The sequence below is a fragment of the Streptomyces sp. NPDC057617 genome, assembly GCF_042800555.1.
Taxonomy (GTDB): domain Bacteria; phylum Actinomycetota; class Actinomycetes; order Streptomycetales; family Streptomycetaceae; genus Streptomyces.
Map to the genome: position 1 here is coordinate 396151 of NZ_JBHVGV010000009.1, position 26354 is coordinate 422504.

Here is a 26354-nt window from a genome sequence, read left to right on the forward strand (position 1 = left end):
CCGACCCTGTCATCGCACCGTCGCACCGGCCGTCACCGCACCAGCAGATCCAGCAGCCGTTCCGTCTCCGCACTCGGGTCGGCCGTCAGCCCGGTGTGTACGGGACCGGGCTGTACGACCGTCGAGCGCGGCGCGATCAGCCAGCGGAACCGCCGGCCCGGATCGTCCCCGGCGGCCTGTCCCGCCAGATCCCCGCCCCGGCAGACGCTCTCGACCGCGCGCAGGGCCGCCCGTACCCCCACCACATCGGCGCGCGGGTCGAGGGCCGTCAGCTTGGCCTCGTCGAGATGGGTCCGCGCGGCGACATAGGACCGGGCGCGGCAGTAGACCAGCACGCCCGCGTTGAAACACTCGCCGCGCTCGACGCGGGGCACCACGCGCAGCAGCGCGTACTCGTAGACGTCCTTGTCGCTCACTGGCCGCTGTCCTTCTCGTTGTTCGGCTGCCGCGTCGTGCGGGGCGTGGGGGCCAGCCGGGCGGCCAGCCAGCCGGGCGCCCCGGAGGGCCGGCTCTTCGTGGGCGCGTCGAGGACGATCCGTTCGTGGACGGTGGCGGCGCGCGCCAGCAGCGGTTCCACATACGCGCGGCGCAGCGCGTCCGTCGAGTCGAAGCCGGGCTCGTCGACGAGCCACTCGTCGGGTACGTCGGCGGCGATCGCGGTCAGCAGCTCCTCGGTGACCAGGGGCGCCAACTCCGCCGCGGCGGACGCGAGATCGGGTCCGAAGGGTGCCAGCGCGTGGTCGGACGCGTTGTACGGTTTCGCCGCGGAGGCCGCCGCGCCCGGCCAGTTGTGGTGCCAGATCATGGTGGCGCCATGGTCGATCAGCCACAGATCGCCGTGCCAGACCAGCATGTTGGGGTTGCGCCAGGAGCGGTCGACATTGTTGATGACCGCGTCGAACCAGACGACCCGCCCGGCCTCCTCCGGACCCACTTGATAAGCCAGCGGGTCGAAGCCGATCGATCCCGGCAGATAGTCCATGCCGAGGTTCAGTCCGCCGCTCGCCTTGAGCAGCTCCTGCACCTCCTGGTCCGGCTCGGAGAGCCCGATGACCGGGTCGAGCTGCATCCGCACCAGCGTGGGGACGCGCAGGCCCAGTCTGCGGCCGAGTTCCCCGCAGATCACCTCGGCGACCAGGGTCTTCCTGCCCTGTCCCGCGCCGGTGAACTTCATGACGTACGTACCGAGATCGTCGGCCTCGACGATCCCCGGGAGCGATCCGCCCTCACGCAAGGGCGTGACATAGCGGGTCGCTGTGACTTCGGTGAGCATTGCGCCAGGTTACTGCCGGGGGTGAGGGCCGCCCGGTCCATTGACGGCCCGGCCTGTGCCTATGATCTGCGCCCGTCTGCCGTGCCCGTACATGCGCCCCGTACATGCGCCCCGTACATGTGCCCCATACATGTGGTGCCTCGTACATGCTCGTTGCCGTGCCCGTAGATACAGAAGCCCGTCCAGAAACTCGTACAGAAGCCCGGAGGCCACACCCGCCCATGCAGCCCGCCGATCTCACTGCGTTCCCGCGCCAGTTCGCCCGTACCCGCCGCTTCTCGCTCGGTGTCCCCAGCCGCTTCACCGTCTCCCCGGACGGTGAGCGGGTGCTGTTCGTACGGTCCGTCTCCGGCTCCGATCCGCGTACCCCGCTGTGGCTGTACGAGAACGGCGAGGAACGGATCCTCGCCGACCCGGCGACGCTGACCGGGCCCGGGCCCGAGGAACTGCTGTCCGACGAGGAACGGACGCGGCGCGAGCGGGACCGGGTGACCGCCGCCGGGGTGGTGGCATACGCGACCGACCGTGCCGCCCGGCTGGTGGCGTTCGCGCTGGGAGGCGCGCTCTGGGCGGTACGGACGGACGGCGGCGACCCCTGGCACATCCCCACCGCGGGACCGGCGACCGACCCGCGCCCCTCCCCGGACGGCACCCTGATCGCCTATGTGACCGGGGGCGCCCTGCGTACCGTACGGACGGACGGGACCCGGGACCGGGCGCTGGCGCGGCCCGAGACCGCGGATGTGACCTACGGCCTGGCCGATCATGTCGCTGCCGAATCCATCGGCAGATCGCGCGGCTACTGGTGGTCGCCGGCGGGCGATGCCCTGCTGGTGGCCCGGGTCGACGCCTCGATGGTGACGCGCTGGTACATCGGGGATCCGGCGGACCCGGCCCGGCCGCCGCGTGCGATCCGCTATCCGGCGGCGGGGACGGCCAACGCGGAGACCTCGCTCCGCCTGGTCACGGTCGACGGCGTCCACACCCCCGTGCAACTGCCCGCCCGGGCGCCCGAGGACGAGGCTCCCGAGGGCCGGTGGCAGGACCTCGCCTTCGAGTATGTCGTCAGCGCAGAGTGGGAGAGTGCGGGTCCGCTGATCAGTGTCCAGACCCGGGACCAGCGGACGATGTGGGTGCTGCGGGCCGATCCGGCGACCGGCGCGGTCGAACCGCTGTCCCGGCAGACGGACGACCACTGGGTGGAGTTCCCGCCGGGCGCGCCGCTCCGCACCGCCTCCGGTGTGCTGGTACTGCCCTGTGTCCAGGGCGACACCCGCTCGATCCGGATCGGGGAGGTCCTCTCCCCTGCCGGACTCCAGATCCGCGAGGTGCTGGGCGCGGTCGGCGAGCGGGTGTACTTCACGGCGAGCGAGGAGCCGACGGAGGTCCATGTCTGGTCGTACGAGGCGTCGTATGGAGGGTCGTACGAAGGGGCGGATGAGGGGGAGAGGGGTTTCGTGCGGCTGACCGACGAGCCCGGGGTGCACTCGGGCGCCGTCGGCGGCGACACCCTTGTCCTCGACAGCGCGACACCGGACGGCCGGCGGGTGACCGTCCTGCGCGGCGGAAAGCCCGTGGGCCGGATCGCGGTGCTCGCCGAGGAGCCGCTGGTCACCCCACGCCCGGTGCATCTCACCCTCGGCAGGCGGGAGTTGCGCTCCCGGCTCCATCTGCCCTCCTGGTACGAGGAGGGCTCGGGCCGCAAGCTGCCGGTGCTGCTCAGTCCCTACGCCGGGCCCGGTATGCAGGTGGTGACACAGGCGCGCGCCTGGTACACGGCGGTGTGCCAGTGGTTCGCCGAGCACGGCTTCGCCGTGCTCGCCACGGACGGGCGCGGCACTCCCGGGCGCGGGGTGGAGTGGCAGCGCGCCATCGTCGGCGACCGGCTGGCGCCCGTTCTCACGGACCAGATCGACGCGCTGCACGCGGCGGCCGAGCGGTACGACGCGCTCGACCTGGCGCGGGTCGGCATCCGGGGCTGGTCGTTCAGCGGCTGTCTGGCGGCGGGCGCGGTGCTGCGCCACCCCGATGTGTTCCACGCGGCGGTCGCGGGCGCTCCGCCCACCGACCGGCGGCTGTACGACACGTACTGGGAGGAGCGCTACCTCGGCCACCCGGAGGTCCAGCCCGAGGGCTACGAGCGCAGTTCCCCGCTCTCGTACGTCAAGAGCGCGACAGTCCCGGTCCGCCCCCTGCTGCTCATCCATGGACTCGCCGACGACAATGTGGTCCCGGCCCATACGCTCCGGCTCTCGGCGGCGCTCCTCGCCGCCGGCCACCCACACTCCGTACTGCCGCTGCCCGGTGCGGGCCATCTCGTCGCCCGGGAAGGGGTGGCGGACGGTCTGCTCCTGCACGAACTCGGCTTTCTGAAAAAATCCCTCGATTCGTCCCCCGGTGCTTGAACATCGCAGTACTCCGCTGCGTATCTTCCGGTGAACCGGCCGACCGAGAGCCGGCCGTCGAACGGAGCTTGGGTATGACGGGATGGCAGGGGTCCGCACGGGTCGTGACGCGCAGGACGGTGGTGGCGGCAGCCGGAGCGGTGGGACTGGGCGCGGCGCTCGTCGCGTGCGGCGACAGCGGATCGGACGCGCCCGCGGACTCCGCGGGCGAGGCTCCGGCGGGCGGCGGTGACGCCACGGACAGCGCCGGCGGCACGTCCGGCGCGGGCAGCTCGGACGGCGCCGGCGGGGGCGATGTCCTCGCGAAGACCAGCGAAATCCCCGAGGGCGGCGGCATGGTCTTCGCCGACAAGGGCGTGGTCGTCACGCAGCCCGCGGCGGGCGAGTTCAAGGCCTTCTCGTCCAAGTGCACCCACCAGGGCTGCGCGGTGAAGGACATCTCCGACGGGATCATCCACTGCCCGTGCCACGGCAGCCAGTTCAGCGCGGCGGACGGCAGTGTGAAGTCCGGGCCCGCGACCCAGCCGCTGCCCGCCGCGTCGATCACTGTCACCGGGGACTCGATCACGCTCGCCTGACAGCGGCCGCAGACCGGCGGCCGGCAGGCTCCACTCTTCGTCGGCAGGGAGTGGAGCCCGCCGGCCGTCACTCGTACGGGCGTTGTCGGCCCTCCACCGACGTGGTCAGCCCTCCACCAGCCGGGCCGCTTCGCGCAGGGCCTCGACCGCCGCCCTGATCGACGGGCGGCGGTCCGCGTCGGTCCGCCACACCGCGTAGATATGGCGGCGCATCTTCTGCCGCACGGGAACGACCGCCACGCCCTCCGGTACGGGCCCGCGGCCCAGCCTCGGCGCGACACAGACGCCGAGTCCGGCCGCGATCAGGGCGAGTTGGGTGTGGTGCTCCCCCGCGAGATGGGCGATGCGCGGCTCGATCCCCTTGGACCGGAGCGTGAACATCAGCCAGTCGTAACAGAATTCGCCTTCCGGCCAGGACACCCAGGGGTCGTCGGCGAACTCCTCCAGGTCCACTTCCGTACGGTCCGCGTGTGGGTGGCCTGCGGGCATGGCCACATCGGCCGCGTCGTCGAGGAGATGCGCGGTGGCCAGTCCGCCGGGTACGGGCAGCCGCTTGTTGCTCCAGTCCAGCACCACCCCGAGATCGACATCGCCTCTGCTGACCCCTCGTATCCCTGCCTCGGGCTCCAACTCGCGGGATGTCACGCGCAGTTCGGGGTGGCTCTCGTGCAGGGCGCTGATCGCCGCCGGGAAGAGCCCGCGCGCGGCTGTCGGGAAGGCCGAGATCCGCACCTCTCCGACCACCCGGCCGCGCTGCGCCTCGATGTCCGACTGCGCGACCTCCACCTGCGAGATGATGCGCGCCGCGTGATCGGCGAGCAGCCGTCCCGCGTCGGTGAGCCGCACCCCGCGCCCGTTCCTGGCCAGGAGCTGCTGGCCCACCTCGCGCTCCAGTTTGGCGAGCTGCTGGGAGACGGCCGAGGTCGTCACATGCAGTCCCTCGGCGGCGGCGCTCACCGAGCCATGGCGGGCCAGGGCGTCCAGGGTCCGCAGCCTCTCCAGATTCAACATGTAAGCGATACTAATCAGAAGCGCCGAGATATTCTCGCTTGTTCTACGAGGTGGTTCACGACATCGTGGCCGTATGAGCACCGCGACCCCGCCCGGCCCAGGACCGTCCTCAGCCCCGTCGATCACGCCGTCCCCCGCCACAGCCACCGCACCGCCGCCCCCGGCTCCGGGGCCGGCTCCGGCCCGTACCCGCTTCTCCTTCGGCGGGCGTATCCGGTTCGACTGGCGCATCCGGTTCGCGGCGCTCGCGGTCATCTGGGGCTTCAGCTTTCTGCTGATCAAGGTCGGTACGCACGGCTTCGCGCCGTTCCAGGTGACCTTCGGCCGACTGTTCTTCGGTACGGCGGTGCTGGCCGTCGCGATGGCGGTCCGGCGCGAGCGGCTCCCCCGGGGCTCGCGCACCTGGGTCCATCTCGCGGTGGCGGCCTTTCTCCTGAACGCGCTGCCGTTCTCGCTGTTCGCCTACGCCGAACTGACGATCCCCTCGACACTCGCGGGCATCTGCAACGCCACCTCGCCGCTGTGGGGCATGGCGCTCTCCCTCGTCGCGCTCTCCGAGGACCGGCCCACCCGCCGCCGGGTCGCCGGTCTGGGCATCGGCTTCCTCGGGGTACTGACCGTGCTCGGCGCCTGGCAGGGCTTCTCGGGCCTCGACCTCACGGGTACGGCGATGGCCCTGCTGGCGTCGCTGAGCTACCCGGTCGGCTGGATCTACGTACGCCGCACCCTGGCGGGCAGCAGCAGTTCCCATCTCTCCCTGACCGGCGCGCAGCTCTTCCTCGCCCTGCTCCAACTGGCGCTGGTCACCCCGCTGTTCACCACCCTGCCGACCTCGTTCCCGGTCGGCCCGCTGCTCTCCGTCCTCGTACTCGGCGCGCTGGGCACCGGGCTGGCGATCCTGCTCCAGTACGGAGTGGTCGCCGAGGTCGGCCCGACGACCGGCACGATGGTCACGTACTTCATCCCGGTCATCGCGACCGCGGCCGGGGTCACGATCCTCGGTGAGGAACTGACCTGGAACACGCCCGTCGGCGCCCTGGTCATCCTCGCCGGAGCCGCGCTCACCCAGAGCCGGGCCGGGAAACCGGCGGGCCGCAAGCCGTAGGCCCTGTCCGACCCAGGCGCGCAGGAGCGGTCAGCCGTAGGCGCGCGCGGGCGCGAGTCCCGCGGCTTCCGCCAGCGCGTCGGCAACGGGGCCGATGTCGGCGTCCGTCAGGGACGACACGGTCAGCCGTACGGCCGGGGGCGCGGCCATCCGGAAGCGCGCGCCCGGCGCGACCGCCCAGCCCGCGTGCAGCATCCGCGCCACCGCGCCGGTCTCGTCGGCGACCGGCACCCAGACGTTCATGCCGCTGCGCCCCTGCGCCTCGACGCCCCGGTCGGCCAGCGCCCGTACGAGTCCGTCGCGCCGCCGCCCGTACGACCGTGCCACGGCCCGCGCGTCCACGGCGCCCGAGGTCCAGAGGTGTACGACGGCCCGCTGGAGCAGTCCGCTGACCCAGCCGGGGCCGAGCTGCTGGCGTCCCAGCACCCGGTCCACGGTCACCGCGTCCCCGGTCAGCACGGCGAGCCGCAGATCGGGCCCGTACGCCTTGGCGGTGGAGCGTACGAGCACCCAGGCGTCGGTGACCCCGGCGAGCGGGTGCAGCGGTACGTCCACGATGCGGTGGCCGTGGTCGTCCTCGATCAGCAGCACCTCGGGCCTGGCCGCGAGCAGGGCACGCAACTCCTGCGCGCGGGCCGCGCTCACCACGGCGCCGGTCGGGTTCTGCGCACGGTCGGTGACGACGACCGCGCGGACTCCGGACCGCAGCGCACGGTCCAGATCGGCGGGGAGGGGGCCTTCGTCGTCGAGCCCGACCGGTACGGGCCGCAGTCCGAGCGCGGGCACGAGGTCCAGCAGACCGCCCCAGCCCGGGTCCTCGACGGCGACCGCGTCACCGGGGCGGAGATGGGCGGCCAGCACGCGTTCGATGGCGTCCAGCGACCCCGAGGTGACGGCGACGGGGCCGGGCGGCACCCCGTCGGCATCAAGATCGGCGCGGGCCAGCTTCGCCAGATCGGGGTCGACGGGCGCATGTCCGTACAGCATGGGCTGCCGGGCATGGTGGCGCGCGGCGGCGGCGAGGGCGTCGTGCAGCGGGGGCAGCAGGGCCGGATCGGGGTTGCCCTCCGACGCGTCCCGTACGCCCGGAGGCGCCTCGACCCGGATCGAGCCCCGGGCCGTACTGGCGGGACGCGGCCGGATCCGGCTGCCCCTGCGCCCCGCCGTCTCGATCACCCCGCGCTCGCGCAGGGTCCGGTACGCCGCCGCGACGGTATTCGGATTGACACCCAGCTCGGCCGCCAACTCCCGCATCGGGGGCAGCAGTTGGCCCGGAACCAGCTTGCCCGTACCCACCGCCCGCTCCACGTCGGCGGAAATCTCCGCCGCACCCCGACCCGTAATCCGATACTCTCCTAGCACAAAGAACACTATGCACTAGTGCAATGGAGGACGCAATGTCGGAGACCGCGCCGCCGGACGCCACCGCCGCCTACCGGCCCACCCCGCGCACCGTCCCCACCCGCGCCCGGGAGCGCGCGGCGTACGACCGCGAGCTGGTGCACGCCATACTCGACGAGGCGTACATCTGCCATCTCGGTTTTGTCCGCGACGGCGCTCCGGTGGTCCTCCCGACGCTCTACGGCCGGGTGGACGAGCGGCTGTACGTCCATGGCTCGACCGGCTCGCGCCCGCTGCGCATGGCGGGCGGACCGCGCGCGGCACGCCAGGAAGACGCGGCACGCCAGGACGCGACGGGCCAGGAGGCGACAGGCCAGGAAGACCCGGGGCTGGCCGTCTGTCTGACCGTGACCCATGTCGACGGGCTGGTGCTGGCGCGCTCCGCCTTCCACCACTCCATCAACTACCGCTCCGTGGTGGTCCACGGCATCGCCCGCCCGGTCACCGACGCCGACGAGCGGCGCGGCGCGCTCGACGCGATCGTCGACCATGTGGTCCCCGGCCGCTCGTACGACTCGCGCCCCGCCAATGACCGCGAACTGGCCGCGACCGCCGTGATCCGGCTCGATCTGGACGAGGTCTCCGCGAAGGTCCGTACGGGCGGGCCCGGCGACGATCCCGAGGACACGGGACTGCCGCACTGGGCCGGGGTGGTGCCGCTCACACACGGCTACGGCGCGCCCGTACCGGCGGACGACCTCGACCCGTCGATCACCCTGCCCGACTATCTGTCCGTGCTCTGAGGCTCTGGGCGCTCAGAGGCTCTGGGCTTCGGGGCTCTGGGCTTCGGGGCTCTGGTCGAGGCCGGTCGCACGGAAAGGCGCCGGTCGCGCGGAAGGTGTACGGGGACGGGGGCGCGGGCACAGGTCCCGCGCCCCCTGCCGTCACGCCGGCGCCGCCGCCCTGCGCCGTACCGCAGCGCCCCTGGCCTCGGCCAGTGCCAGCCCCGCGACCGCCGCGAGCAGCAGCAGCGTGCCCGCCACGGTGGCCACGGTCAGCCGCTCACCGAGCAGGACGACCGCGATCACCGCCGCGCTCACCGGCTCCAGCAGCATGATCACGGAGACGGTCGCGGCGCGCACCACCGCGGCCCCGGCGAAGTAGAGGGCGTAGGCGAGCGCGGTGGGCACGGCCGCGACGTACACCAGCAGCCAGATCACCCGCACCGGTTCCGCGGTCCCCGGCACCAGTCCCTCGCCCGCGGCGAGCGGCAGCAGCAGGACCGCGCCGATGGCGAAGGCCCAGGCCGTGGTGGACACGGAGTCGGCGCCGCCGCCGTCGCGCCCCAGCCTCCGGGTGAGCAGGGTGATCGCCGCGTATCCGGCCGCGGAAAGGAGCGCGAAGGCCACCCCGGCGGGGTGTACGGAGCCGCTCCCGCCGCCCAGGACCAGCACCCCGAGACCGGCCAGGGCACCGGCCACCGCGGCGAACCCGCCGCCGCCCAGCCGCTCCCCCATGGTGAGACGCGCCCCGAGGGCGATGAGGACAGGTCCCGCGCCCAGGGTGACCACGGTGCCGACCGCGAGTCCCGTCGCCTCGACGGCCGCGAAGTAGGCGCTCTGAAAGACGGTCAGCCCGACTCCGGTCGCGGCGATACGGAGCAGCCGCCGGCGGACCGGCTCGACGGGCGCGGGTTCCCGGCGGCGGCGCCGGAGCGCAAGAACGCCCAGCAGCAGGACGAGCCCGCCGGCCGAGCGCCAGAAGGAGAGCGCGAGGGGGCCGAGATCGCTGATCCGGTAGACCAGGGAGCCGGCGGCTCCGGCGGTCCCCCAGGCGACCCCGGCGACGATCAGGAAGAACAGGCCCCGCCCGACGGGCAGGCCGGAGGCCGCAGCGGAGGCGGATCCCGGCTCCGAAGGCGTGGGGGCAGAAGTGGCAGAGGGAATCGACACGTGACGTCTCCGTGTGAAGAACGGGTGGATGGTCGCTCAGCTCCGTCACGCGGGCAGCGACGAACCGCACGGGACCCGGTCCTGTCCTGTGGACAGCCCGGCCCGAACCCGGTCTTCGTCAGCGGATGGCCGCCCGCGCTAAGCGGCGGGAGGCGGCAGCACGGTCGAATGCATGATCGGCACCTTACGGTGCGGTGCCCTCGGCGGACAACCGCGTCTCACGCGCGCTGCCCACATCCACCGCTCCATCCACCGCCGCTCCCATCGGGGCTTCGACCTCGGCATCCGTCGCGCCGTCCGCCGTACGCGCACCGCCCGGCCCGCCCGCCACCGGCCCGGCGGGCGGCTTCTGCGCCGCCGGAGTTGTCGACTGGGCGATAAAGGCACCGGCGAGCACTACCGCGCCGCCGATGATCTGAGGCGTCGACAGGTGCTCCCGCAGCAGCACCCAGGCCAGTACGGTCGCGACGACCGCCTCCAGGAAGGCGACCACACCGGCCACCTGCGGGGAGAGCCTGCGCACCGAGACCACGCCGGTCACATAGGCGAGCACGGTCGCGATCAGTACGACCCAGCCGAGCAGCAGAGCGGCGGGCACGTCCGTACCGCTCATGTCGGCACTCCCGCCGAGCAGCGACCAGTCCATGCCCCAGGGCCGCGCGATCACGGTCAGTACGACGGCCCCGACGAGCAGCCCGTACGCGATCACTCCCAGCGGATCCGGCGCGTCCGCACCACCGCTGCCCTGGTCGGCCAGGATGAAGTAGAACGCCTGGCAGCAGGCGGCGCCGAGCCCGAGCAGCACCCCGACGGGGTCGAAGCTGAGCCCCGACCAGACCTCCACCACACAGGCCAGCCCGCCCACCGCGAGCACCACCCCGACCGCGGCGGAGCGTGTCACATGGCGGCGCTGGACGAAACGTACCCAGAGCAGGACCAGCGCCGGGCCGAAGTACTCGATGAGCAGCGCGACCCCGACGGGGATACGGGAGATCGAGGCGAAGTAGAAGGCCTGCACCCCGGCCACCGCGAACAGCCCGAATCCCGCGAGCAGCGCGGGCCTGCGCCGCAGGAGCGACCGGTGGCGCCAGGCCAGCGGGAGCATGACCAGCGCGGCGCCGGTGACCCGTAGCCAGACCACATGGAGCGGGTCGAGCCCCGCTTCGATGAGCGGCTTGGCCGCGACACCCGAACCGCCGAACGCGAACGCCGAGACCAGGGCGATGCCCAGGCCGACGCTCCTCCCCTGAGACGCGTGCATGGCGTCATCATGTCAGCTCCCGTCAGGAGCCACAGCCCCATTACACCTGTCGGACACCTGGGGCACGACGCGGCTTGGCCACGCCTCTCGGGCACCACATCTCCCGGGCACCGCAAGTCTTGGGCACCACACCCGCCGGGTCGCACCCGCCGGATCACACGCAGCGGATCACACGCACCGGATCACACCCACCCGTTCACGCCTGGCGGGACAGCCGCCCGGCCAGTGACTCGGCGTCCACCCCGGCCCGTACGAGGACATCCACCGCCCGGCACTCCCGGTCGGAGGCGAGCGCGGCGAGCAGATCGAGCCCGCGAGCGCGCGGGTCACCGCGCAGCGCGGCGCGCTCCAGGGCTCCCCTCATGGCAGTGACGGCCTGCGGCGACCAGCCGTTCAGGGCGCGGCCCCGCACCACGGGGAGGGTTCCGGAGTCCTCCACCGTCCCCTGCCAGCGCAGTCCGTAGCCGATGCTGCGCTGTACGAGATAGCCGAGCACCCTGGTCGTCTGGGCGCCGCTGTCGAAGGCCGCCCGTACCTCCGGGTCCGCTTCCAGCAGCGAGTGCAGCAGATGCGCCGTGTCGATCTGCTTGTCACCGTCGCGCAGCGCCCTGCGGCGCGCGCGGGAGAGCGCCGTGGCCAGCTCCACGGTGAGCCGAGACTCGGCCTCGGCCCTGGCCTCGGCCTGCCTCGATCCGGCGCGCGCCGGTGCGGCGCGGTCCGTTCGGGTGGGTGCGTTCTGTTCCGGCACCCGCGGAGGAGGGCTCTGCACCCTCTCACCCCATCAGTCCGTTTCGGGCCGGGCATCCCCGGCGGGAAGCATTCACACGTCCGCCGGAGGGTGGGCGTGCCGACGCGGGTTCTCCTCCTTACGAATGAGATCGCCCCGGTTCTCCCCCGGGGGCGTCGCGCCGTCTTGCCTTCGGCGCCGGAGCCGCCGGTGCGCAACCGGCGCGGAGCGCCCGCGCGTCCGACGTACGGACGCGCATGGACGCGCATGGACAGGGGCAGGGGCGGACACCGCCGCCGGGAGGAGGGGCCGTTGTACTGGATGGTCGCCCTGCTCGCCATGGACGGGCGGCAGTACGTCTACCGCGTGTACGCGCCGCCCGAGGCGCTGCGCGGGGATGTCTTCTGGGCCGCGTTCCACTGCCATGACGAAGGGCCGCATCCCCGGGCCTCCGACCGGTTCGACTCGGCGGTGCTCTGGCGGCTCGGCCCGGTGGACCAGGTCTGAGGCCGGGACGCGGGCGTACGGGACGCAGGACGTACGAGAGCCCCGCAACCGAAGCCGCGGGGCCCTCACACCCGTACCCGTACCCGTACCTGTGCCCGTACGCGCACTTGTACGCGTACCGTCAAGGCGGTCACTCGTCGTCGGCGAGGATCAGATACAGCTTCTTGCGGGTCTCGTTGATGACCCCCAGGGCCTTCTGGCGCTGCTCGGGCGTACCGGTCTTCCAGACCTGTCCGAACGCCTCCATCAGCCCGAAGCCGGCCTGCCGGATCTCGTTCATGGTGTCCCAGTCGAAGGTGCGCCCGGCCTCTTCCCAGGGCGCCTCGGGCCCCGACTCGGCCTCCGCGCGCCCGCTGTCGGTGAGCGTGAACAGGTTCTTGCCGCCCTCGCTCCGACTGCTGATCAGCCCCTCGTCCTCCAGCAACTGGAGTGTCGGGTACACCGAGCCCGGGCTGGGCCGCCAGGCCCCGCCGCTGCGCTCGCCGATCTCCTGGATCATCTCGTAACCGTGCATCGGCCGGTCCTTCAGCAGCGCCAGGATCGACGCCCGCACATCACCGCGCCGCGCCCTCCCCCGGCCACCGCCACGCCCCCGGCCGCCACCGAAAGGACCGCCGAACGGCGGCCCGAACGGCCCGAAAGCCCCCCGCCGCCCCTCAAAACCGCCCCACCCCGGCCGCCCGGGCCCGCAGTGCTCAGCCCCCGGTCCCTGCGGACCGTGACCGTGCTCATGTCCATGTGAACGCATCGCTACGCTCCTCTCATCGTTTCATCGTTGATCTGTCGCGATGCTTCAACGATATATCGGAACTGCTCGCTCGGCAAGGAATTTTCGATTGGCCTTCCGCGCAACCGTGTGTTCTCGTAGCGCGTCCACTCTCGGTGAGGGTGTAGGCGCGGAGGGTGGTGTGCGGTGGATCCAGTCTCGGTGGCGCTGCTGGCGGCGCTGGCCGGCGGCGCCGGCAGTGAGGCCGGACGGCAGGCCTGGACAGGGCTGAGTGCCTTGGTGCGGCGTCCGTTCCGGTGTGCTCAGGGAGATTCCCCCGATGCTCCGGCGGTCAGTTCCGGAGAGGCCGAGCTGACCAGGCTGGCTCAGGCGCCAACAGACCCGGCCCGCGCGCAGGCCCTGAGCACCGCCTTGGCAGTGCGGGCCGTGCTGGACGGGGATTTCTCTGCCGGTTTGCAGCGATGGCACGAGCAGGCACGGCTGGTGCGCACCGGTGACGGTGAGGTGCACAACACGATCAGCGGTGGCACCTTTTCCGGTCCGGTGCAGCAGGGCCGGGATTTCTCCGGAGTCTCCTCCACCACCCTGCCCCCGCCCCCGGCTGCCCCCGGCGCCAGCACGCCGCCAGTAGGAGACTGACCGGTATGGCCGGGGCGGACGCGTTCGGTGAGGACGGCGCGAGCGGGTCGATATCGAACAGGATCAGCGGCGGTGTCTTCTTCCATACGGTGATCCAGGGTCGAGACATCACGGTGCAACTGCCCCCTGAGGTCACCCCGGCGCTGTCGGCGCTGCCTGCCGGCAGTTCGGAGTTCATGGGCCGGGAAACCGAGTTGAGCGTCCTGCTGGACGTCCTCGACCCTTCTTCGACGGGCCGGACGGCGCTGTCCGTGGTCACGGGCCTGCCGGGCGTGGGTAAGACGGAACTGGCCGTCCAGGCGGTGCGCGCGGCCCAGCATCGTGGCTGGTGCCCAGGGGGCGTACTCTTCGTCGATCTGCACGGCTACGACGGGCCACGACGGCTGACGCCGGGTCAAGCCCTCGACGGCATACTGCGGGCGCTCGGCGTACCGGCCGAGCACATCCCGCCACGTCCCGACGACCGCTCACGCCTGTACGCCTCCATTCTGACGGCCTACGCGCGGGACGGCCAGGCGCTGGCCGTAGTGCTGGACAACGCGTCGAGCGTCGAACAAGTTCGCCTCCTCCTGCCGGTCGATGACAGGACGCGTGCGATCGTCACCTCCCGGAACAGCCTGGCCACCCTGGACGCCCGGCTGCTCGATTTGGATGTGCTGGACGAGGAGACCTCGGTAGGGCTGCTCGCGGGCATTCTGCGACGTGCCCGCGGTACCGACTACCGCACCGTCCGCGACCCGCAGACTGCCCGTGCGATCGCCCGACTCTGCGCGTACCTCCCCCTGGCGTTGCGGATCGTCGGGGCGTTGCTCGCCGAGGAACCTTCTCGTCCACTGGCGGAGCTGGCGCGGGACCTTGAGGACGAGCGGGCCCGGCTCGCGGAGCTGGAGGTGGAGGACCTGTCGATCCGTTCAGCCTTCGACCTGTCCTACCGGAGCCTGACGGGCCCCGTCGCCGAGATGTTCCGGCTGCTGGCACTCCACCATGGGCCTGACATCTCGACCGAAGCGGCCGCGGTACTCGGCCACACGGACGAGAGGGAGTCGCGCCGGGTATTGGAATCTCTGGCCCGGGCCCACCTGCTGCACCATGGCGACACACGAGGTCGCTGGCGACTCCACGATCTGGTGCGGCTCTTCTCCAGTGAGCGCCTGGCGTCCGACACCCCGCCTGAGCAGCGCAAGGCGGCCGGGGTGCGGCTGGTGACGTTCTATCTGAACGGAATACGCCGAGCCGCGGACATTCTGCGGCTGGACTCACCGGTGATGCGCGACGAGGAGATCTACTTCGACCCTCGCTCGGATCCGGACGACACCGCGACCGAGCGGTTCTGGGAGCACTTCCGCTCGACCGCCCGGATGGCTGTCGAAGTCCTCAGCGAGCAGATGCCCGACCTGCTGCCGTCCCGGGACGCCGCCGGGTCGGATCCGGAGCGCCTGCTGCGCCGTGACTCCCTTGGCGAGGCCCGGCGTTCCGAGGTGGCGGGGGTCCTCACCTGGCTCGAATCCGAGCGCGCGAACCTACTGGCGACCGCCGCCCACACCACATTGTCGAACGAGGGGGTTGGTCTCACCGGACTGCTGGCGTCGCTGGCCAGTTTGCTGCGAGATGTCGCGGAGGCCATGCGATGGGATTCGGAGATCGGGGCGATGGCCTCCGAGGCCCACTGGCAGGCGGCCGCACTTCACCGGGGCCTCGCTGATCAGCGTGCGGAGGCGGTGCACCTCAACAACAGTGCCGTCATGGCCGAGCGGCCGGGCAGACAGAGCTTGGAACGGCAGGCGAGGGCCGTCGAACTCTTCGAGGAGCTCGGGGACCTCGTCGCTCATGCGAAAGCCCTCGCCAACCTCGGCACCGCCCTCCACTTGCTGGGCCACTACGAGGGGGCCGCCGCAGCACGGCGGCTGGCCGCCGACAAGTTTCACCAGGCCGGAAGCCCGAACGGTCTGGGCGAGCAACTGGTCCAACGGGGGGTCTCCCTGCGTGCGGCCGGGCGGATTGAGGACGCCGTCGACGCGTTCGGCCTGGCGGTCAGTGTCTTCGAAAGCAACCGCTCCCTCCAGGGCGAGGACTACGCCCTCGAAGCCCTCGCGGAGCTGCTGGACAGCGTGACCGAGCCCGCCCTTGCCGCGTCGGTGCTTGGCAAGGCCACCGATATCTTCGGTCGCGCCGGCGAGGTCTACAAGCAGGGGTTCGCGCTCATCAACCTGGGTCTGGCTCTGCGTCACCTGGGCCGCCACGACGAGGCGGCCATAACCCTGCGACGGGCGGACAAGCTCTTCGTCCGCTTCATCGACGCGACCTGGGCAGCGGAGCCCTCGGAGCGGGTGCGGCGGTTGCTGGCCGACCCGACGCCGGCAACTGGCCAGGACTGGTGGGCCCAGCGCCACCGCTTCGCCCGCCGACGCCGTCCCTGAACAACAGACCTCGGCACCGTCCCGTCGCGGCCGGATTTCCGGCAATCCGGCGTCTCAACTGATCTGGTCGCCGCAGGTCACAGCACCGTCAACACACCAGATCATTGAGACGGGACGTCCCAGGCGCGGCCCCACGGGCCCCGTCTCCTACGCTCAGTGCATGCGGATTCGAATCGTCGACGCCTTCACCGACCGGCCCTTCGCGGGCAACCCCGCCGGCGTGGTGCTCCTGGATTCCGACGCCTTTCCCGACGACGGCTGGCTCCAGCGGGTGGCGGCCGAGGTGAATCTCTCGGAGACCGCCTTCGCGCACCCCCTGCCGCCCGGCGGGGACGCGGACTGGGCGCTGCGCTGGTTCACGCCCGTCACCGAGGTGGATCTGTGCGGGCATGCCACGCTGGCCACCGCGCATGTGCTGCGCTCCACGGGGCGCGCGACAGGTGCCGTACGGTTTGCCGCCCGCCCCGGGGTCCTCGGGGCCACCGCGGCCGAGGACGGCACCCTCACCCTCGACTTTCCGACCTCGTCGCTGACGCCCGCGCGGATCCCGGACGGCATGGCGGAGGCGCTCGGCGCGCGGCCGGTCTCGGTGCACGACACCGCGGCGCATGTCGGGGACCTGCTGGTCGAGCTGGCCGACGAGGCGACCGTACGCGCACTCGCCCCCGGCTTCGCCGCGCTCGTCGGCCTCTCCCGGCGCGGCGTCATCGTCACCGCGGCCGCCGAGGACCCGGGCCGGGGCGGCTATGACTTCGTCTCGCGGTGCTTCTACCCGGGGGCCGGTATCGACGAGGACCCGGTGACCGGCAGCGCCCACACCGCGCTCGCGCCGTTCTGGTCCGAGCGGCTCGGCCGTACGGAACTGACCGGCCTCCAGGCCTCCGCCCGTACCGGACTCGTCCGTACGGCACTGCGCGGCGACCGGACCCTGCTCACCGGCCGCGCGGTCACCGTCATCGACGGTGAACTCCTCAGCTCCCCCTGAAGGCCCCCGCTCCCCCTGAACCGCCGCGGATCCCAGCGCTGCCACAGCGCCACTACACCGTGGGCAGCCAGCCCACCTTCCCCGCCAGCAGCGCGTACCCCACGAACGCCCCGATGTCGAGCAGCGCGTGCGCCGCCACCAGCGGCCCCACCCGCCCCCATCGCCGGTAGAGCAGCACGAACACCACGCCCATCACCATGTTGCCCAGGAAGCCGCCGACCCCCTGGTACAGGTGGTACGAGCCGCGCAGCACCGAGCTGCCCACCAGCGCCGCCATCGGTGTCCACCCGAGCTGCCCGAGCCTGCGCAGCAGATATCCGACGACGATGACCTCCTCCAGTACGGCGTTCTGCACCGCCGAGAGGATCAGCACCGGGAACTTCCACCACACCTCGGGCAGCGACTCCGGCACGACCGTCAGATTGAAACCGGCCGCCTGCACCGCCAGATAGAAGGCCAGGCCCGTGCTGCCGATCCCCGCCGCCACCAGCGCGCCGCGCCCCAGGTCCGACCAGGGCCGACGCCCGTCGAAGCCGATGGCGCGCAGCCCGCTGCCCTCCCTGATCAGGAGATGCGCGACCAGCGCGACCGGCACCAGGGCGGTCGTGATCCCGAAGAGCTGCCAGGCCAGATCGAGCCACGGCCGCCCGGGGGCCGCCGACGAATTGAGCGAAGCCGCCTGGTCACTGAGCGCGCCCGGCTTTGTCAGCGAACCGACAAAGCTGATCAGCGCCGACACCCCGCTCGCACCCAGTGAAAGCGCCAGTACGAGCACCGTCTCGGACCGCAGGGTCCGCCGTTGAACGGCCCCCTCGGGAACCTCCTCGGGGTAAGAACCGGCCACCCGTCCCGCCTCCGCCTGCACGCCCGCCTCCAGTTGACTATTCCCGTCCCATGCCGTGCGCGGTGCCGCTAGGGTCTCGAATGCAGGTACGAAGATCGCGTACGACAGGCCGGGGACCATGGGACGTCACAGCTTGCCCCACAAGCCCTCAAGGAGCGCGGGCAGGGCCGGTTCGCCGCGCCGCCGCCGCGTGGCCATCGCCGTCTCGATCGTCCTCGCCGTGACGACGGGGGCGGGGGTCGCGGTGGGCAGCGGGCTGCTCTCGTTCGGCGGTCCGTGCGACCCCGCTCCGATACGGGTGAACCTGGTGGCCTCGCCCGACATCGCCCCCGCCCTGCGCTCCGTGGCCGACCGCGCCCGCCGGGACCGGATCACCTCCGACGGCCGCTGTCTCGACGTACGGGTCGAGGCCCGCGAGAACGACAAGGTCGCGGACCTGCTCGCCGCCGGCGCCACCACCCCGGACTTCCAGATCTGGGTGCCCGACTCCGGAGTCTGGGTGGACCGCGCCGAAGGGGCGGGGCGCGACGGCATCCCGCTGACCCCGGCGGGCAATGTGGCCCTCTCGCCGGTGACACTGGCCACGGTGCCGGAGTCCGCCAGGGCCCTGGGCTGGCCCGGGAAGACCTACACCTGGGCCGGGCTCGCCGCCCTGGCGACCGGCAAGGACCGCCTGCTCCTGGGCGCCGCCGATCCCGCCCGCAGCGCCACCGGCCTGCTCGCGCTCAGCAGCATCTCCGAGTCCTCCCGGCGGGAGGCGCCGAAGGACACCACACTCACCGCCGCCACCGCCGAGCTGCTCACCCGCCGCGTCTCCGACTCCGACACCCAGGCACTCCGGACCCTGGCAGCGGACGGCCAGGACACGGACGGAGCCAATGAGGCGGTGCTGCTCTCCGAGCAGGCCGCGTACGCGCACAACGCGGCCGGCACCAGCACCGCGAACCTCAGCCTCTTCTACCCGACGGACGGCGCGCCCGCGCTCGACTACCCGTACAACCTCGTCAACGTCACCCGCCTCACCACCGACCAGAGCCGCGCCGCCATGCGTTTCATGCTGCTGCTCGGCGAGAAGCCCGCGTACCGCACCCTGCAACAGCACGGCTTCCGGGTCGCGGACTCCCCGGTGGCGCCCACGCTGGTCAGCACGGCGGGCGGCCGCTCCCCGCAGCCGTACGAGGACCGCGACTCGGGCTCGCCGTCGTCCGAGGCGGTCCAGCAGGCCCTCGGGCTGTGGACGGTGACCGTGCAGAGCGCCCGGCTGACGACGGTCGTGGACGCCTCGGCCTCGATGACCGCGCCCGTACCGGGGCGGAACGGGCAGAGCAGGATGGACATCACCAAGGCCTCGCTCCTCCGGGCCCTCAACACCTTCACGCCCGAGGACGAGATCGGGCTGTGGGAGTTCAGCACCCGGCTCGACGGCGCCAAGGACTACCGCAAGCTTCAGGAGACGGTCCGGCTCGGCGACCCGGTGAAGGGCGGTGGCACGCACCGCGAGCGGCTGTCCGGCGCCATCACCGCGCTCAAGCCCATCCCGGACGGCGATACCGGGCTGTACGACACGGCGCTGGCTGCCTACCGCGAAGCCCAAGCCGGTTACGTACGAGGCAAGTTCAACGCGGTCATCCTGCTCACCGACGGCTCGAACCAGGACGACGACGGCATCTCCCGCGCCGAACTCATCAAGCAGCTCAAGGAACTCGTGGATCCCGCGCGCCCGGTGTCCCTGGTGGCGATCGCCGTGGGGCCGGACGCGGACCGGCGTGAGGTCGACCAGATCGCCGAGGCGACGGAGGGGGCGGGGTACGAGGTGAGCGACCCCGCCGACATCCAGGCCGTGATCCTGCGGGCGATCATGGCGGTCGGCCACACGCACGCATCGTAGACCCGGCCACGCACGCGATCCCCGACCCCGGCCGCTCCCGCCACGCGCACGCATCGTAGACCCGGCCACGCGCACCATCCCTGGCCCCGTCCGCTCCCGGCCGCCTGCTCGAACCCCGGCCGCTCCCGGCCACCCCTCGCCCTCTCAGCTCCCAGCCCCGGTCTCCTCCCTCAGGGACAGCGTCGGCAGCCCCAGCGGCCAGGTGTGCACCGGGTCCCCCCGGTGCATCAGCTCGGCGTACCGCCGCGTGGTGGCCGCCAGCGCGGCATCCCGCTCCAGACCGGCCTCCAGCGCCCGGTGGAAGGTGTCCACCTGCCAGGACGCCCCGTTCATCCGCCGCTGGCACCGCCCCTCGATCACTCCGAGATAGAAGTCCCGGTCGGCGGGCTCGACCTGCCACGCGTCGAGCCCCGCCGCGGCCAGCGGCAGCAGTTCGTCCCGTACGAGCTTGACCACCGGCACCGAGGTGATTCCGGCGGCCCGCCCCGGCCGCGGCCAGCGCAGCTCGGCGTCGATGCCATGGCGGCAGGCGGCGTCGAAGTTCGCGGCGGCCTCGGCGAAGGGCAGTCGGCTCCACACCGGCCGGGCGTCCTCGGCGAGCGCCCGCACCAGTCCGTAGTAGAAGGCGGCGTTGGCGATCACATCGGTGACGGTGGGGCCCGCGGGCAGAACCCGGTTCTCCACCCGCAGATGCGGTACGCCGCCGGCCACTTCGTACACCGGGCGGTTCCAGCGGTAGACGGTGCCGTTGTGCAGCGCCAGTTCCTGGAGTTGCGGCGCGCCCCCTTCGTCGAGCACCCGCAGCGGGTCCTCGTCGTCACAGATCGGCAGCAGGGGTGGGAAATAGCGCAGATTCTCGTCGAACAGGTCGTACGCGGACTCGATCCAGCGCTCGCCGAACCAGGTCCTGGGGCGTACCCCCTGGGCCTTCAGCTCCGGCGGCCGGGTGTCGGTGGCCTGCTCGAACAGCGGCGGTCTGGACTCGCGCCACAGCTCCCTGCCGAACAGGAACGGCGCGTTGGCACCAAGTGCCACCTGCACCGATGCCATCGCCTGGGCCGCGTTCCACACATCCGCGAACCGGTCGGGGGTGACCTGGAGGTGCAACTGTACGGAGGTGCAGGCGGCTTCGGGCGTGATGGACGCCGATGTGCAGGTGAGCCGCTCGACCCCCTCGATGTCCAGGGTGAAGTCCTCGCCCCTGGCCGCCGCCATCTGATCGTTGAGCAGGGTGTAACGGTGGACGTCCGAGAGATTGTCGGGGACCACATCATGCCGTCCGAGAGTCGGCAGAATACCGATCATCATGATTCCCGCATCGACCTCGCACGCTTTCCTGTGGGCATATCCGAGACCCGCGCGCAGTTCCTCGGCAAGCTGGTCGAGAACGCGTCCGCTCAGCCGGTGCGGAGCCACATTCACTTCCATGTTGAACATTCCAAGTTCGGTCTGGAAATCACCGCTCGCGATACGCCTGAGCACCTCCGCATTCAGCATGCGGGGCATCCCGTCCGAGCCGACGAGATTCAGCTCGATCTCCAGACCCATCAGATTCTTGGGCCGGTCGAACCTCTCCTCGGCCAGGAGCCGCCCCAGCACCGCGAGGCACTGCTGCAGCTTCCTGCGGTATTTCCGCCGATCGGACAGCTCGGACCCGTCCGCCTCGACCTTCTCCCCCATCGAAGTGTCCCTCCTCGAGTGGGCAGCCCGCGGCGTCGGCCGCTCGCGTCACGATCGATAATGCCCAGACTGGGTGATCCGTAACGTCCCCGTGGTCGCCCGGTCGGGGGTAGAGTGTCCACAACGGTCGTACGGCACATTCCTTTGGCATGACGGCGGGTTCCGTTTCCGGCGTCCGATGGCCCCTGGGAAACGACGGCGAGTTTCAGCCGACCCGTCCGGACGGACAAGCCCAGGCCAGACGCCTGCCTTCACTGTTTATCAACAGAAAGTCCGCAGAAGACGGACCGGAATATGTCTTGCGGGCAATATCCGCGAGAGCTAGCAGAAACATGCCGTGAACACGTGTCGTATAAACTGCGCCCACGAGGCAGAGAGCCGGCGTCCGGTCGTTCCACGGCCCTGGGCCGGCCTCTGACCCGATGCTGACAGTGACGTCGGCACTCGCCCGCGCTCCACCTCACGCATCACCCTGTCTCCAGAAGTGAGAGGCAACCCACCATGCCGCTGCATGTTCCCCCGGCTCCCGCGCCCGCGCTGCGCAGCGTTCTCGCGGCACTCGGTTCCCCTACCGCCGTGCGCGATGCCCGCACCCCCGCTCTGCAGTCCGTCCAGGGACCGCTGAGCCCCGAACTGCCGCTTCCCGTCCATGTGCTCAGTCATGTCACCCCGGCAAGCCTGACCGGTACCGCCGAGGCCCGCACACCACAGACCAGGCTGGTCGGCTGGCGGTTCCTGATCCACAGCGGCGACCGTGCCGTGGCCGCCGCCGACACCATGCTCACCGCGGACGGCTGGGCCTTCTCGCGCTTTTTCGAAGGCCCGTACATCACCGCCACGGAGCGTGCGCTCCGCCAGGCGGAGACCCTGGGCACCGACTTCCAGCCGCGGCTGCTGTCGGTTCCCGAGCTGTACATGCTCACGCTCTGGCTGCACGGGGACACGGAGGCCGACGCCTCCACGGGGGCGCCCGCGCCCGCCGACATCCTGGTGCCGCTCGCACCCGCGCCGCCGGGCTTCGCGGCCCACCGTCCGCACCGGGTGGCCGAGTTGCTGCCCATGATCGGACTGCGGCTCGCTCCCGCTCCGCTGCTGAGCACTACGGCCTGAAGCGCCTCCGGCGGTTCGGGCCTTTCACTGTCGCGTCTTCTTCCGTACCCCTTCTGTGCCCCGCGGCCACTCCGGCCGCGGGGCACTCTTTTGCCCATGCGGAGTAGTCCTCTCAGGTCACCCTGAACCACCCGAAAGGACAGTCCAGTTGAACTGAACCGTCCGGGCGGGTGACACGTCCTTAAGCAAAAGGAAGAGCTGCCGCGAAATCCCTGCGGATTGCCATCTGTAGGGCAACACTAGGACTGGACCAAACAGATACGGGGGGCGGCCTTGACCACATCGAGCCGCAGGACTCTCACCACGACACAGCGAAAGAACTCGCCCATGTGCCAGCATCAACCAGCCTGCCCGACAGCCGACTCCGCCGCCCGCGACGCCGCACGACTGATGGCACACCACCCGGAGCAGGGCTGGAGTCTGCTGTGCAATGGCGTCCTGGTCTTCGAGGACACCGGTGAACTGCTGCCGGACGGAAAGATCATCGCCCCGCACCGCCCGCTGGGCACCGAGCAGGTGGTGACGGCGGCCTGATGCCGTCGGCGGTCCCGGGGGGCCGCCGGAATTGACTGGGGCCGGCCCGGAGAGCTTCCTCCGCACCGGCCCCGACGCGTGCCGTGCCCTGCCGCCCGGCAGTGACCGTACGAGCCGGTCAGCGGCCGTGTCCGTCAGTGGTCGTACGAGTCCAACGGCGGGCAGGAGCAGACCAGATTGCGGTCGCCATACGCACCGTCGATACGGCGGACCGGCGGCCAGTACTTGTCCGCCGCCGGCACCCCGGCCGGGAAGACCGCCTCGGCGCGGCTGTACGGGTGCTCCCACTCCCCGCCCAGCGTGGCCGCCGTGTGCGGGGCGTTGCGCAGCGGGTTGTCGTCCGCGGGCCACTCGCCCGACGCGACCCTCTCGATCTCCTGACGGATGGCGATCATCGCCTCGCAGAAGCGGTCGATCTCGTTCAGGTCCTCGCTCTCGGTGGGCTCGATCATCAGCGTGCCGGCCACCGGGAACGACATCGTCGGCGCGTGGAAGCCGTAGTCGATCAGGCGCTTGGCGATGTCGTCGACGCTCACCCCGGTGGCCTTGGACAGCGGCCGCAGATCCACGATGCACTCGTGCGCCACCAGCCCGTTGGGGCCCGTGTAGAGCACCGGGTAGTGCGGCTCAAGGCGCTTGGCGATGTAGTTGGCGGCGAGCACGGCGACCTGGGTCGCGCGCTTGAGCCCCTCGCCGCCCATCAGCCGTACGTACGCCCAGGAGATCGGCAGAATGCCGGCCGAGCCCCACGGCGCCGCCGAGACCGGCCCGACGCCCGTCGCGGGTCCCGCCGCGGGCTGGAGCGGGTGGTTGGGCAGATACGGGGCGAGGTGCGCCCGTACCCCGACGGGACCGACACCCGGACCGCCGCCGCCGTGCGGGATGCAGAAGGTCTTGTGCAGATTGAGATGGGACACGTCCGAGCCGAACCGGCCCGGCTTGGCCAGCCCCACCAGCGCGTTGAGGTTCGCGCCGTCGACGTACACCTGGCCGCCCGCGTCGTGCACGGCCGCGCAGATGTCGCCGATGTGCTCCTCGAACACCCCGTGCGTGGACGGGTAGGTGACCATCAGGACGGCCAGTTCGGGGCCGTACTGCGCGATCTTGGCGTGCAGGTCCTCGACATCGACGTCGCCGTCCTCGCGGGTCTTGACGACAACGACCTTCATCCCGGCCATCACCGCGCTCGCCGCGTTCGTGCCGTGCGCGGACGACGGGATCAGACAGACGGTACGGCCCGTGTCGCCGTTGGCCCGGTGGTACGCCCGTACGGCCAGCAGCCCGGCCAGTTCGCCCTGCGAACCGGCGTTGGGCTGGAGCGACACCGCGTCATAACCGGTGACCTCGGCGAGCCGCTCCTCCAGCTCCCTGATCAGGGTGAGGTAGCCCTGCGCCTGCTCGGCCGGCGCGAAGGGGTGCAGCGCCCCGAACTCGGGCCAGGTGACCGGCTCCATCTCGGTCGTCGCGTTGAGCTTCATGGTGCAGGAGCCGAGCGGGATCATGCCGCGGTCCAGCGCGTAGTCACGGTCGGCGAGCCGGCGCAGATAGCGCAGCATCGCCGTCTCCGAGCGGTACTGGTGGAAGACCGGGTGCGTCAGATAGTCGTCGGTGCGCAGCAGCGCCCCGGGCAGGGCGTCGTCCGTCGTCTCGTCCAGCGCGTCGAGGTCGCCCGTGACCCCGAAAGCGGTCCATACGGCGGTCACCTGGGCGCGGCCCGTGGTCTCGTCGCAGGCGACGGAGACGGTGTCGGTGTCGACGAGGCGCAGGTTGACGCCGTCCTCGCGGGCGGCGGCGACCACTTCGGCGGCCCGCCCCGGCACCCGGACGGTCACGGTGTCGAAGTACGCGCCGTGCACGGTCTCCGCCCCGCCCGCGCACAGCCCGGCGGCCAGGATCGCCGCGTACCGGTGGGTGCGCCTGGCGATCCCGCGCAGCCCCTCCGGGCCGTGGTAGACCGCGTACATCCCCGCCATCACGGCGAGCAGCACCTGAGCGGTGCAGATATTGCTGGTGGCCTTCTCGCGGCGGATGTGCTGCTCGCGGGTCTGGAGCGCCAGCCGGTACGCCTTGTTCCCGTCGGCGTCCACGGAGACCCCGACGAGCCGGCCCGGCAGGCTGCGCGCGAATTTCTCCCGTACGGCCATGAACCCGGCGTGCGGTCCGCCGAAGCCCATCGGCACCCCGAACCGCTGGCTGCTGCCGACCGCGATGTCCGCGCCCAGCTCGCCGGGCGGGGTGAGGAGGGTCAGCGCGAGCAGATCGGCGGCAACGGTGACGATCGCGCCGAGGGCGTGCGCCTGCTCGACGACGGGCCTGATGTCCCGTACGGCACCGGAGGCGCCCGGGTACTGGACCAGCACCCCGAAGACCCCGCGCTCGGCGGCCTCGGACGGGATGCCCTCACTCAGATCGGCGACCACCACCTCGACCCCGGTCGGCTCCGCGCGGGTCTCGATCACGGCGATGGTCTGCGGCAGCGCGTCGGCGTCCACCAGGAAGACCCCGCCCTTGACCTTGCCGACCCGGCGGGACAGCGCCATCGCCTCGGCGGCGGCGGTGCCCTCGTCGAGCAGGGACGCGCCCGAAGTGGGCAGGCCGGTCAGGTCGGCCACGACGGTCTGGAAGTTGAGCAGCGCTTCGAGGCGCCCCTGGGAGATCTCCGGCTGGTACGGCGTGTACGCGGTGTACCAGGCCGGGTTCTCCATGACGTTGCGCAGGATCACCGGCGGGGTGAACGTGCCGTAGTAGCCGAGGCCGATCATCGGCGCCAGCACCTGATTGCGCGAGGCGAGCGACCGCAGCTCGGCGAGGACCTCGGCCTCGGTGCGCGCGCCCGGCAGGTCCAGCGCCTCCGCGCTCCTGATCACCTCGGGCACCGCGGCGGCCGTCAGCTCGTCGAGCGAGCCGTACCCGACCTGCGCCAGCATCTTCGCCTGCGCCCCCGTGTCGGGCCCGATGTGGCGCTGTTCGAAGGGGGTACCGCGCTCCAGCTGGGCGAGGGGTATGCGGTGGGCGGTCATTGGGAGGCCTCCTGGTCTGACACGACCTGCGAGGGGCACCACGGCACGGGTGCCCGGACGGCCTCCCCCTCTGTCATCTCGACCTGAGAGCTTCACCGGTCCGCCTGAGGCGGGCCGGCTTTCACCGTCGGTGAGAGCGGATGCCGTCCGACGCCCGCCCTGCTTTCCAGAGTGACCTCGTCCGCGCGGTACGGGGGCCTGAGAGATTCCGGGGAGGATTTGCTCCTTCGGCGCCTCCGGACTTCTCGACCGGAGGACTCTCCCGCACGGGGTCAGCAGCCGCTGCCAGCGTACCAGCGAGGACTTGAGCGTGACGTTCGAGTGGCCGACACCCCGGATCTGCATTTTTG

At 71.6% G+C, this 26354-nt stretch carries 22 protein-coding genes and 1 riboswitch; of the genes, 11 read left to right on the plus strand and 11 right to left on the minus strand.

What is annotated here, in order from left to right; genetic code table 11:
* Window positions 1-32 precede the first annotated feature (32 nt).
* Window positions 33-416 carry a DUF3037 domain-containing protein gene (locus ACFU9P_RS23965; protein ID WP_217309819.1) on the minus strand — a complete coding sequence of 128 codons (384 nt, stop codon included), beginning with the start codon at window positions 414-416 and terminating at the stop codon, window positions 33-35.
* Complete coding sequence (locus ACFU9P_RS23970; protein WP_384084180.1) at window positions 413-1273, minus strand: HipA family kinase; 861 nt, start codon at window positions 1271-1273, stop codon at window positions 413-415. The genes ACFU9P_RS23965 and ACFU9P_RS23970 overlap by 4 nt, the downstream gene beginning before the upstream one ends.
* A 221-nt stretch (window positions 1274-1494) precedes the next feature.
* Between ACFU9P_RS23970 and ACFU9P_RS23975 the strand changes: the two genes are divergently transcribed.
* Together ACFU9P_RS23975 and ACFU9P_RS23980 are read left to right on the plus strand one after the other, a co-directional pair.
* Window positions 1495-3678: a prolyl oligopeptidase family serine peptidase gene (locus ACFU9P_RS23975; RefSeq protein WP_384084183.1), complete on the plus strand. Its 2184-nt coding sequence runs from the start codon at window positions 1495-1497 to the stop codon at window positions 3676-3678.
* A 74-nt stretch (window positions 3679-3752) separates the two neighbouring features.
* Window positions 3753-4256 carry a Rieske (2Fe-2S) protein gene (locus ACFU9P_RS23980; protein WP_384084186.1) on the plus strand — a complete coding sequence of 168 codons (504 nt, stop codon included), beginning with the start codon at window positions 3753-3755 and terminating at the stop codon, window positions 4254-4256.
* Window positions 4257-4361: 105 nt separating this feature from the next.
* Here the strand turns inward: ACFU9P_RS23980 and ACFU9P_RS23985 are convergent, their stop codons facing one another.
* The gene (locus tag ACFU9P_RS23985; RefSeq protein ID WP_384084189.1) at window positions 4362-5267 is read right to left on the minus strand and encodes a LysR substrate-binding domain-containing protein; all 906 of its coding nucleotides are present in this window, start codon (window positions 5265-5267) and stop codon (window positions 4362-4364) included.
* A gap of 73 nt (window positions 5268-5340) precedes the next feature.
* Here ACFU9P_RS23985 and ACFU9P_RS23990 point away from each other — a divergent pair, with 73 nt between their 5' ends.
* A complete protein-coding gene (locus ACFU9P_RS23990) occupies window positions 5341-6372 on the plus strand; it encodes a DMT family transporter (RefSeq protein ID WP_384084192.1) in 1032 nt (343 codons plus the stop codon).
* A gap of 30 nt (window positions 6373-6402) precedes the next feature.
* On the opposite strand, the gene ACFU9P_RS23995 is transcribed toward ACFU9P_RS23990, so the two are convergent.
* Entirely contained in the window at window positions 6403-7734 is a 1332-nt protein-coding gene (locus ACFU9P_RS23995) for an aminotransferase class I/II-fold pyridoxal phosphate-dependent enzyme (protein ID WP_384084195.1), read from the minus strand.
* A 35-nt stretch (window positions 7735-7769) separates the two neighbouring features.
* Between ACFU9P_RS23995 and ACFU9P_RS24000 the strand changes: the two genes are divergently transcribed.
* Window positions 7770-8516 (plus strand): pyridoxamine 5'-phosphate oxidase family protein, encoded by a 747-nt coding sequence (locus tag ACFU9P_RS24000; RefSeq protein ID WP_384084198.1) that lies wholly within the window; start codon window positions 7770-7772, stop codon window positions 8514-8516.
* 141 nt (window positions 8517-8657) lie between these two features.
* On the opposite strand, the gene ACFU9P_RS24005 is transcribed toward ACFU9P_RS24000, so the two are convergent.
* The 3 genes from ACFU9P_RS24005 to ACFU9P_RS24015 all read right to left on the minus strand — a co-directional run bounded on the left by ACFU9P_RS24005 (window position 8658) and on the right by ACFU9P_RS24015 (window position 11674).
* On the minus strand, window positions 8658-9593 hold the full coding sequence (locus tag ACFU9P_RS24005) for a DMT family transporter (RefSeq protein ID WP_384084254.1): 936 nt from the start codon (window positions 9591-9593) through the stop codon (window positions 8658-8660).
* Between the two features lie 256 nt (window positions 9594-9849).
* Window positions 9850-10926 carry a DMT family transporter gene (locus ACFU9P_RS24010; protein ID WP_384084201.1) on the minus strand — a complete coding sequence of 359 codons (1077 nt, stop codon included), beginning with the start codon at window positions 10924-10926 and terminating at the stop codon, window positions 9850-9852.
* A 196-nt stretch (window positions 10927-11122) separates the two neighbouring features.
* Entirely contained in the window at window positions 11123-11674 is a 552-nt protein-coding gene (locus tag ACFU9P_RS24015) for a Clp protease N-terminal domain-containing protein (protein WP_384084204.1), read from the minus strand.
* A gap of 291 nt (window positions 11675-11965) precedes the next feature.
* On the opposite strand from ACFU9P_RS24015, the gene ACFU9P_RS24020 reads away from it, so the two are divergent.
* Complete coding sequence (locus tag ACFU9P_RS24020) at window positions 11966-12160, plus strand: hypothetical protein (RefSeq protein WP_384084257.1); 195 nt, start codon at window positions 11966-11968, stop codon at window positions 12158-12160.
* Window positions 12161-12290: 130 nt separating this feature from the next.
* Here the strand turns inward: ACFU9P_RS24020 and ACFU9P_RS24025 are convergent, their stop codons facing one another.
* Window positions 12291-12713 carry a PadR family transcriptional regulator gene (locus ACFU9P_RS24025; protein WP_384084207.1) on the minus strand — a complete coding sequence of 141 codons (423 nt, stop codon included), beginning with the start codon at window positions 12711-12713 and terminating at the stop codon, window positions 12291-12293.
* Window positions 12714-13073: 360 nt separating this feature from the next.
* Between ACFU9P_RS24025 and ACFU9P_RS24030 the strand changes: the two genes are divergently transcribed.
* The 3 genes from ACFU9P_RS24030 to ACFU9P_RS24040 all read left to right on the plus strand — a co-directional run bounded on the left by ACFU9P_RS24030 (window position 13074) and on the right by ACFU9P_RS24040 (window position 16928).
* A complete protein-coding gene (locus ACFU9P_RS24030; protein ID WP_376384458.1) occupies window positions 13074-13526 on the plus strand; it encodes a hypothetical protein in 453 nt (150 codons plus the stop codon).
* 5 nt (window positions 13527-13531) lie between these two features.
* Window positions 13532-15943 (plus strand): AAA family ATPase, encoded by a 2412-nt coding sequence (locus tag ACFU9P_RS24035; RefSeq protein WP_384084211.1) that lies wholly within the window; start codon window positions 13532-13534, stop codon window positions 15941-15943.
* Window positions 15944-16103: 160 nt separating this feature from the next.
* Window positions 16104-16928 (plus strand): PhzF family phenazine biosynthesis protein, encoded by an 825-nt coding sequence (locus ACFU9P_RS24040; protein WP_384084213.1) that lies wholly within the window; start codon window positions 16104-16106, stop codon window positions 16926-16928.
* Between the two features lie 52 nt (window positions 16929-16980).
* On the opposite strand, the gene ACFU9P_RS24045 is transcribed toward ACFU9P_RS24040, so the two are convergent.
* Window positions 16981-17793: a CPBP family intramembrane glutamic endopeptidase gene (locus ACFU9P_RS24045; RefSeq protein WP_376384561.1), complete on the minus strand. Its 813-nt coding sequence runs from the start codon at window positions 17791-17793 to the stop codon at window positions 16981-16983.
* A gap of 97 nt (window positions 17794-17890) precedes the next feature.
* On the opposite strand from ACFU9P_RS24045, the gene ACFU9P_RS24050 reads away from it, so the two are divergent.
* Complete coding sequence (locus ACFU9P_RS24050; RefSeq protein WP_384084216.1) at window positions 17891-19660, plus strand: substrate-binding domain-containing protein; 1770 nt, start codon at window positions 17891-17893, stop codon at window positions 19658-19660.
* Window positions 19661-19804: 144 nt separating this feature from the next.
* Here the strand turns inward: ACFU9P_RS24050 and ACFU9P_RS24055 are convergent, their stop codons facing one another.
* Window positions 19805-21340, minus strand: a complete 1536-nt coding sequence (locus ACFU9P_RS24055) for a glutamate--cysteine ligase (RefSeq protein WP_376384448.1) — start codon at window positions 21338-21340, stop codon at window positions 19805-19807.
* Between the two features lie 501 nt (window positions 21341-21841).
* Between ACFU9P_RS24055 and ACFU9P_RS24060 the strand changes: the two genes are divergently transcribed.
* Together ACFU9P_RS24060 and ACFU9P_RS24065 are read left to right on the plus strand one after the other, a co-directional pair.
* Window positions 21842-22450, plus strand: coding sequence for a hypothetical protein (locus tag ACFU9P_RS24060; protein ID WP_046508511.1), 609 nt, complete (start codon window positions 21842-21844; stop codon window positions 22448-22450).
* A 327-nt stretch (window positions 22451-22777) separates the two neighbouring features.
* Window positions 22778-22984, plus strand: a complete 207-nt coding sequence (locus ACFU9P_RS24065; RefSeq protein ID WP_376384443.1) for a DUF5999 family protein — start codon at window positions 22778-22780, stop codon at window positions 22982-22984.
* Window positions 22985-23118: 134 nt separating this feature from the next.
* Here the strand turns inward: ACFU9P_RS24065 and gcvP are convergent, their stop codons facing one another.
* Window positions 23119-26004, minus strand: coding sequence for an aminomethyl-transferring glycine dehydrogenase (gcvP, locus tag ACFU9P_RS24070; RefSeq protein ID WP_384084221.1), 2886 nt, complete (start codon window positions 26002-26004; stop codon window positions 23119-23121).
* Window positions 26005-26180: 176 nt separating this feature from the next.
* A riboswitch (glycine riboswitch) is annotated at window positions 26181-26279 on the minus strand.
* Window positions 26280-26354 lie beyond the last annotated feature (75 nt).

What these genes read in the sequence shown, in the direction of transcription:
- gcvP (WP_384084221.1), bottom strand. Translation starts at nt 26,004, where the DNA reads ATGACCGCCCACCGCATACCCCTCGCCCAGCTGGAGCGCGGTACCCCC.
- ACFU9P_RS24055 (WP_376384448.1), bottom strand. Translation starts at nt 21,340, where the DNA reads ATGGGGGAGAAGGTCGAGGCGGACGGGTCCGAGCTGTCCGATCGGCGG.
- ACFU9P_RS24050 (WP_384084216.1), top strand. Translation starts at nt 17,891, where the DNA reads ATGGGACGTCACAGCTTGCCCCACAAGCCCTCAAGGAGCGCGGGCAGG.
- ACFU9P_RS23985 (WP_384084189.1), bottom strand. Translation starts at nt 5,267, where the DNA reads ATGTTGAATCTGGAGAGGCTGCGGACCCTGGACGCCCTGGCCCGCCAT.
- ACFU9P_RS24010 (WP_384084201.1), bottom strand. Translation starts at nt 10,926, where the DNA reads ATGCACGCGTCTCAGGGGAGGAGCGTCGGCCTGGGCATCGCCCTGGTC.
- ACFU9P_RS23980 (WP_384084186.1), top strand. Translation starts at nt 3,753, where the DNA reads ATGACGGGATGGCAGGGGTCCGCACGGGTCGTGACGCGCAGGACGGTG.
- ACFU9P_RS24000 (WP_384084198.1), top strand. Translation starts at nt 7,770, where the DNA reads ATGTCGGAGACCGCGCCGCCGGACGCCACCGCCGCCTACCGGCCCACC.
- ACFU9P_RS23975 (WP_384084183.1), top strand. Translation starts at nt 1,495, where the DNA reads ATGCAGCCCGCCGATCTCACTGCGTTCCCGCGCCAGTTCGCCCGTACC.
- ACFU9P_RS24040 (WP_384084213.1), top strand. Translation starts at nt 16,104, where the DNA reads ATGCGGATTCGAATCGTCGACGCCTTCACCGACCGGCCCTTCGCGGGC.
- ACFU9P_RS24060 (WP_046508511.1), top strand. Translation starts at nt 21,842, where the DNA reads ATGCCGCTGCATGTTCCCCCGGCTCCCGCGCCCGCGCTGCGCAGCGTT.
- ACFU9P_RS24065 (WP_376384443.1), top strand. Translation starts at nt 22,778, where the DNA reads ATGTGCCAGCATCAACCAGCCTGCCCGACAGCCGACTCCGCCGCCCGC.
- ACFU9P_RS23990 (WP_384084192.1), top strand. Translation starts at nt 5,341, where the DNA reads ATGAGCACCGCGACCCCGCCCGGCCCAGGACCGTCCTCAGCCCCGTCG.
- ACFU9P_RS23970 (WP_384084180.1), bottom strand. Translation starts at nt 1,273, where the DNA reads ATGCTCACCGAAGTCACAGCGACCCGCTATGTCACGCCCTTGCGTGAG.
- ACFU9P_RS24035 (WP_384084211.1), top strand. Translation starts at nt 13,532, where the DNA reads ATGGCCGGGGCGGACGCGTTCGGTGAGGACGGCGCGAGCGGGTCGATA.